Raw genomic sequence first — 6186 nt, forward strand, 5'->3', positions numbered from 1 at the left:
GTCCACCGGTGGACGAAAGCCCCCTCCGCGGGGAGAGGGACGAACTGTCAGTCGTGGTTCGTCGCGAACACGACCAGCCGGTCATAGGACCCGTTGAACGAGTTCTGGTCGATCGGCGACGAGCTGTACTGCCACACCGTGTGGAAGCTCCAGCCGATCGGCAGCTGGCCGACCGACCCCGCGTACCGCGCGACCCACAGCGGGTTGGTGGTGCCGAAGCTCGAGGCGACACACTGGTTCCACCAGCTGGTGGACGTGTAGATCGCCGGGTACTTGTTCCACCGCGCCTTGTAGGTGTTGCTGAAGTCGCGGATCCAGTTGGTCATTCCGGCCCGGGACAGCCCGTAGCAGGTGGAGCCGTACGGGTTGTACTCCATGTCGAGCGCCCCGGGCAGCGTCTTGCCGTCGCCCGACCAGCCGCCTCCGTTGTCGCTGAAGAAGTTCGCCTGGGCGGCGCCGCTGGACCGGTCCGGCAGCGCGAAGTGGTACGCGCCGCGGATGAAGCCCTGGTTGTAGGAACCGTTGTACTGCTGGGCGAAGTACGGGTTGCGATAGCCCGTGCCCTCGGTCGCCTTGGCCCAGACGAACCGCTTGCCCTGGCCCCACCAGTAGGGCCAGTCCACGTTGCCCTGGTGACCGCTGACGTCGATGCCCGGCACGGTGGCCTGGGCGGAGACGTCCTGCGGCTCGAAGGCGCGCGGCGGCATCTGCGCCGTGCCCTCGTGCAGGCGGATCTGGGAGCCCATCGGGTGGTCGTACTTCTGCACCATCGCGTCGACCGGGGACAGACCGCCGGCAGGGGAGGCGGTCTGGCCGGCCAGAGCCGGGGTCGACGCCCCGGCCAGTACCAGACTTGCGGCCATTACTGCGGCCGCGATCAGTCCGCGGCGCCGGCCGCGGAAGATACGGTTCATGTGAAATTGCCCTTTCCGAATCGCCCTCGCGTGTGCAGCTCACGGTCCGGAACTGCCAAGATACCGATTGTCGTCGCGTAGTACCGATTTGTCACGCGGGCAGGTGAATTAGTAACGACTGCTTCGATAACGTTTTGTACGGCCCATCGTTGGTCACATGGGGAGTCCTAAGCTCCCCACTGGAGGGCCTCGCCTCCGTCGCCCTGGGGTGACCAGTGATGACGGTCCGAACCTGGTCGTGGACGGAGCGTGAGGGCCGCCGTATCCTTCGGGATACCTCGGAGCAGGTTGCCCGACGGGAAACTCTGCCGGAAGGTGTGACGGTGGCAGGCGCTGCAGGGTCCGGCCGCGACGAGTTCGCGGCGGCGTGGGCCACTGCGCTCTCGGAGACCGCGTTCGTGGCCGCTGAACGGGCGATGCTGCTCGAACGGGTGGGTGAGTTGACCGACGTCCTGCTGGCCGCTGTCGCCGATCCGGAGTGGGTGCCGGCGCACGTCGAGTGGGTCGGCGCCGAGATCGTCCGGCAGCGGTTCCTCGCCCCGGAGGCGTTGGCGGTGTCCATGCGGCTGGTGGCCGGGCCGCTGGCCGGGTCGGATCGGCTGAACCTCGTCCAGGCGGCGCTCGCGGCCGGGTTCGTGCGGGCCGCGCACGAGTGGATCTTCACCGAGCAGGAGTCGCTGCGCCGCTCCGCGCTCGAGGCCCGGGACCACGCGGAGGTCGCGCGGCGGACGAGCGAGGCGCGCTTCCGCGCGATGTTCGCCGACGCCGCGATCGGCATCGGCATCACGGACACGAAGGGCCGGCTGCTCGAGGTCAACTCCGCGATGGCCACGATGCTGGACCTGCGGGCGGACCAGATCAAGGACCACAACCTCGTCGAGTACCTGCACCCCGACGACCCGCCGGAGCTGGGCCGGTACTTCAACGAGATGGTGGCCGGGCAGCGCGACCACTACCGGATCGAGCGGCGCTTCCGCAAGCGCGACGGCACTCCACTGTGGACGAGCGTGACGGTGTCGCTGGTGCGCGACGAGGACGGCGCGCCGCAGTTCCTCGTCGGCATGGTGGAGGACAACACCGAGCGGCACGTGCTGTCGGAGAAGCTGCGCCACCAGGCCAACCACGACCCGCTGACCGGTCTGGGCAACCGCGCGCTGTTCACCGGCCGGCTCGAGGCCGCCTTCTCCGGGAACGACGGGCAGCGGATCGGCCTGTGCTACCTCGACCTCGACGGGTTCAAGGCGATCAACGACACGCTGGGCCACGTCATCGGTGACGAGCTGTTGGTGCGGGTCGCGGACCGGCTGCACCGGCTCGTGAACGCACCGGGCCGGCTCGTGGCTCGCATGGGCGGCGACGAGTTCGTCGTGCTGGTCGAGCACTCGGACGGCATGACCGAGCTGGTCGCGCTCGCCGAGCGGATCCTCGCCGCGGTGGCCGAGCCCGTGCACGTCGACGGGCACCGGCTGACCGTGTCGGCGAGCGTGGGCATCCTGGAACGCCCGGTGTCCGCGTCCACGCCGGCCGACGTGATGCGCGACGTCGACGTCACGCTGCACTGGGCCAAGGTCGACGGCAAGAACCGCTGGGCCTGCTTCGACCCGGAGCGCAACGCGCGGGAGATCGCCCGGATCACGCTGTCGGCCGCGATGCCCACCGCTCTGGAGAGCCGCGAGTTCTACGTCGACTACCAGCCGATCGTCCGGCTGTCCGACGGCGGGCTGCTCGGCGTCGAGGCGCTGGTGCGGTGGGCGCACCCGGAGTTCGGCCGGCTCGGCCCGGACCGGTTCATCGGGCTCGCCGAGGAGACCGGGCTGATCGTGCCGCTCGGCCACTGGGTGCTCGCGCAGGCGTGCGCGCAGGCGGCCGCGTGGGCACGGCAGGGCGGCGTCGAGCCGGTGGTCAGCGTGAACCTCGCCGCGCGGCAGGTCGCCGAGCCGGGGTTGGTGGAGGACATCGAGCAGGTGCTTACGACCGCCGGGCTGCCGCCGACGAGCCTGCAGCTCGAGCTCACCGAGAGCGCGATCATGGGTACGACCGGAGAGCCGCTCGCCGCCCTGCGCGAGCTCGTGAGCCTGGGCATCCGGATCGCGATCGACGACTTCGGCACGGGCTACTCGAACCTGTCCTATCTGCGCCACCTCCCCGTGCACGCGCTGAAGATCGCCGGCTCGTTCGTGGAGGGCCTGCGCGCGGACGAGCCGGACTCGGTGGACGCGCAGATCGTGACCGCGCTCGTGTCCCTGGCGCACACGCTGAAGCTGGACGTGATCGCCGAAGGCGTCGAGACCCGCGACCAGGCCGACCGGCTACGGGCCATCGGCTGCGACTCCGCCCAGGGCTGGCTGTACGCGAAGCCGGGTTCGCCGGAGGAGATCAGCCACTGGCTCGGCTGAGGTGCGCGGCGGGGATCATCGCCGAGACCGGCCCGGCCGGGTTGATCACCACCGGGTGGCCGTGCAGCAGCGGCACCAGCTCGCTGCCGGTGACCTCCCGCCAGCCCGGCCAGGCCGACGGCACGGTCGCGACCGACGTGCACGCCGGGACCATGACCGTGCCGTGGCGGGCCGGGAAGCCGGTGATCGAGCGGTCCTCCGGCGAGCTCGCGTAGACCAGGAGCGACGCACGCAGCACCGCGGCCGGCAGCGTGGCCTGGTCGAGGTGACCGGACCGGACCAGCTGCAGCGTCCGCTCGAGGGCGCTCGCCGGCTCCGGCATCCGCAGCGCGGTCGGCGATGGGCGGTACTCGGTGTTGCGCCGGAACGCCGCGTCGATCTCGCCACGCGCGTTCACCGGGTACGCGCCGACCACGCCCCACGGCGGGATGTCGGCCTCCGCGTCGAAGGCCGGGTCTATCACATACAGCCAGGTGTTCGGGTTCGCTCGGGCGTTCGCCCGCATCTCCGGGGTGATCTCGGGCGGGGTGACCGGCTCCGGCGACTGCTCCGACATGGCCACATCGTAGGTCCGTTCGGCCCAATCGGTAGGTTGACCGACCATGCGGACCTTACGCATCTCGCTCGCGTCGCTCCTGCTCGTCGCGGGTTGCTCCACAACGCAGGCGGGCGAGCCGACCGCGGTCGACACGCCACCGGCCACCACCGGCCAGACAGAGGAGCCGACCGGGACTACCGAAAGCCCCACGCCGGAGAGGCCGAAGCGGCCCAGGGACATCGACCTCGCCTCGGTCGACATCTGCGAGGTCATGACCGGCATTCCGGTGCGCAAGTACGGCCTGGACGGCCGCCCGCCCCTTCGGGGCACCTCGCAGGTCTTCCCGGGCAGCGAGCAGTGCTTCGCCAACGGCATCGACAAGAACCTGTCGATGACCCTCATCGCGGTCACCGACCAGGACGCGGACGAGTTCGTCGAGACCGCGAACGCCGAGGTCACGGACTTCGACGCGCAGGGCTACCCGTTGGCGGTGCTCAAGCCGGCGCAGCCGGCGAACTGCTTCGGCGTGCTCGACGTGCACGACGGCCAGTTCGTCTGGGTCTCCTACGGCCTGGGCAACCCCAACGACCAGCCGGTGACACCGCAGAACCAGATCTGCGAAACTGTCCCGAAGATCGCCGCCTCGGTGGTTTCCGCGCTCGGCTGACGTCATGGTCGCGATCCGGTCGCGTCCCGGGTAGGAAGTTTTCGATGTTGCCTAGTTGCTTGTGGGAACCACCACACGGCGCGCCGCATCGGAGATACAGTCGTCGCGATAGCACAGACTGAGGGAGACGAGCCGTGTTTCTAGCTGACGGTGGGTCCGGGTCCGCGCCAGCGGGACCGACCTTCACGGGGACTCAGCAACTACGTATCGAGCCTTCCGCCATCCCTGAGGCGTTGTCGGCCTTTCGTGAGGCCCACGACCGAATCGCCGAGAAGGTGCGGGAGCTCAGTACCTTGCCGGTCAACGACTGGGCGCGGGATCCGGTCAGCAACGAGACGGCCCAGGAGTTCACCCAGCGCACCAACGGCAACGGTGCCGACTCCGCCATCGCCTGTCTCACCGGCTACGAGGAGCAGCTCCGCAACGCGATCGAGTCGCTCGAGTCCGCGCGAGCCGACTATCTGGCGATCGAGGGGACCGAGACCGCCCGCTGGGGCAAGTACTAGGCAGACCACCAGTCCGCACGTGAAGGATTGATCTCCATGGGTGACCACCGATGGCGGGGCTACAGGCATCCCGAGCTCTACAAGATGATCAACAGCGGTCCGGGGGCGGCCGCATCCGAGCCTCAGACGACATACTGGGAGAGTCTCACCAAGGAGCTCACCGAGGTCGACGAGACGCTCAACTCGAGGCTCACGAAGATGGGCGCGAGCTGGGAGGGTGAGGCGGCGGAGCGCGCGCAGTTCGGCCTCACGCCGCTCGCCGAGTGGGCCAATGACGCCGAGATCGGCTCGACCGTCATGAAGATCTCCACCGAGAGCCAGGCCGACAACATCTCCACCGCGCGAGCGAACATGCCCGAGCCGGTCCCGGTCACGACCCCGGCGCCGTCCGGGTGGCAGATGGTCTCCGCCGGCGCCGGCATGCTCACGGGCAACCCGGGGCCGGCCCTGGCGGTCGCCGTGCAGGCCGCGGACCACGAGGCGCAGGAGAGCGAGCAGAACGAGGCCGAGCAGAAGGCCGTCCAGACCATGCAGACCTACGAGTCGAGCAGCACCTCGAACCGGGACACGCTCGGCACGTTCGTCAAGCCGCCAGATGTGGTCGTGTCCACCCCGCCCCCGCAGGGCGGCACGCCGGGCTTCGTCACCGGTCCCGAGTCGCAGGCCGGTCCCCAGGCGAGCGGCGGCACGCAGTCGACGACCGCCAGCGGGGCCACGATCCCGACCAGCGGCGCCGGCACCCTCACCCCGATCGGCGGCGGCTCCCCGACCTCGCCGGCCGGTAGTCCGCTGCCCGTGGGCAGCGCGTCGACGCCGCCCGCCAGCACGACGCCGCAGGGTCTGCTGCCGACCGGGCAGCCGCCGGTGGGTGGCCCGCCGGTGAAGCCAGGCCCGAGGATCCCGAACACGCCGGTCACGCCGAGCAACCCGGGCCCGGGTCCCAACCCGCTGCTGCCGCCGACTGTCGGTAACAGGCCCAACCCGACCGGCATCGGCCCCAACAGCCCGCAGAACACCGGCAACCGTGGTCAGCTGCTCGGCCGTGGCCCGCTGCCGACCGGTGGCAACCCGCCCGGTGGCAACGGACCGGTGCCGGTCAACGCCGGTGACGCCGCCCGTCGTGGCGTGCCGGTGCGCGGCGGGCCGCCCTTGAGCGGTCCCGGTG

The 6186-nt window shown here is 70.2% G+C and carries 6 protein-coding genes; 4 read left to right on the forward strand and 2 right to left on the reverse strand.

Annotated features, from left to right (window positions below):
• Window positions 1-47: 47 nt before the first annotated feature.
• Complete coding sequence (locus ACRDTB_RS36915; protein WP_431436905.1) at window positions 48-914, reverse strand: GH25 family lysozyme; 867 nt, start codon at window positions 912-914, stop codon at window positions 48-50.
• 323 nt (window positions 915-1237) lie between these two features.
• On the opposite strand from ACRDTB_RS36915, the gene ACRDTB_RS36920 reads away from it, so the two are divergent.
• On the forward strand, window positions 1238-3310 hold the full coding sequence (locus ACRDTB_RS36920) for a putative bifunctional diguanylate cyclase/phosphodiesterase (RefSeq protein WP_431436906.1): 2073 nt from the start codon (window positions 1238-1240) through the stop codon (window positions 3308-3310).
• On the opposite strand, the gene ACRDTB_RS36925 is transcribed toward ACRDTB_RS36920, so the two are convergent.
• Window positions 3291-3866, reverse strand: coding sequence for a type VII secretion system-associated protein (locus tag ACRDTB_RS36925; protein WP_431436907.1), 576 nt, complete (start codon window positions 3864-3866; stop codon window positions 3291-3293). The two genes, ACRDTB_RS36920 and ACRDTB_RS36925, sit on opposite strands and share 20 nt — an antisense overlap.
• A 46-nt stretch (window positions 3867-3912) precedes the next feature.
• Here ACRDTB_RS36925 and ACRDTB_RS36930 point away from each other — a divergent pair, with 46 nt between their 5' ends.
• From ACRDTB_RS36930 to ACRDTB_RS36940, 3 genes are all read left to right on the forward strand, one after another.
• Entirely contained in the window at window positions 3913-4515 is a 603-nt protein-coding gene (locus tag ACRDTB_RS36930) for a DUF3558 domain-containing protein (RefSeq protein WP_431436908.1), read from the forward strand.
• A gap of 233 nt (window positions 4516-4748) precedes the next feature.
• On the forward strand, window positions 4749-5021 hold the full coding sequence (locus ACRDTB_RS36935) for a hypothetical protein (RefSeq protein ID WP_431436909.1): 273 nt from the start codon (window positions 4749-4751) through the stop codon (window positions 5019-5021).
• A gap of 36 nt (window positions 5022-5057) precedes the next feature.
• The coding region (locus ACRDTB_RS36940) for a PPE domain-containing protein (protein ID WP_431436910.1) at window positions 5058-6186 on the forward strand (1129 nt) is incomplete at its 3' end.

The sequence above is a fragment of the Actinophytocola sp. genome, assembly GCF_050699935.1.
Taxonomy (GTDB): Bacteria; Actinomycetota; Actinomycetes; order Mycobacteriales; family Pseudonocardiaceae; genus Actinophytocola.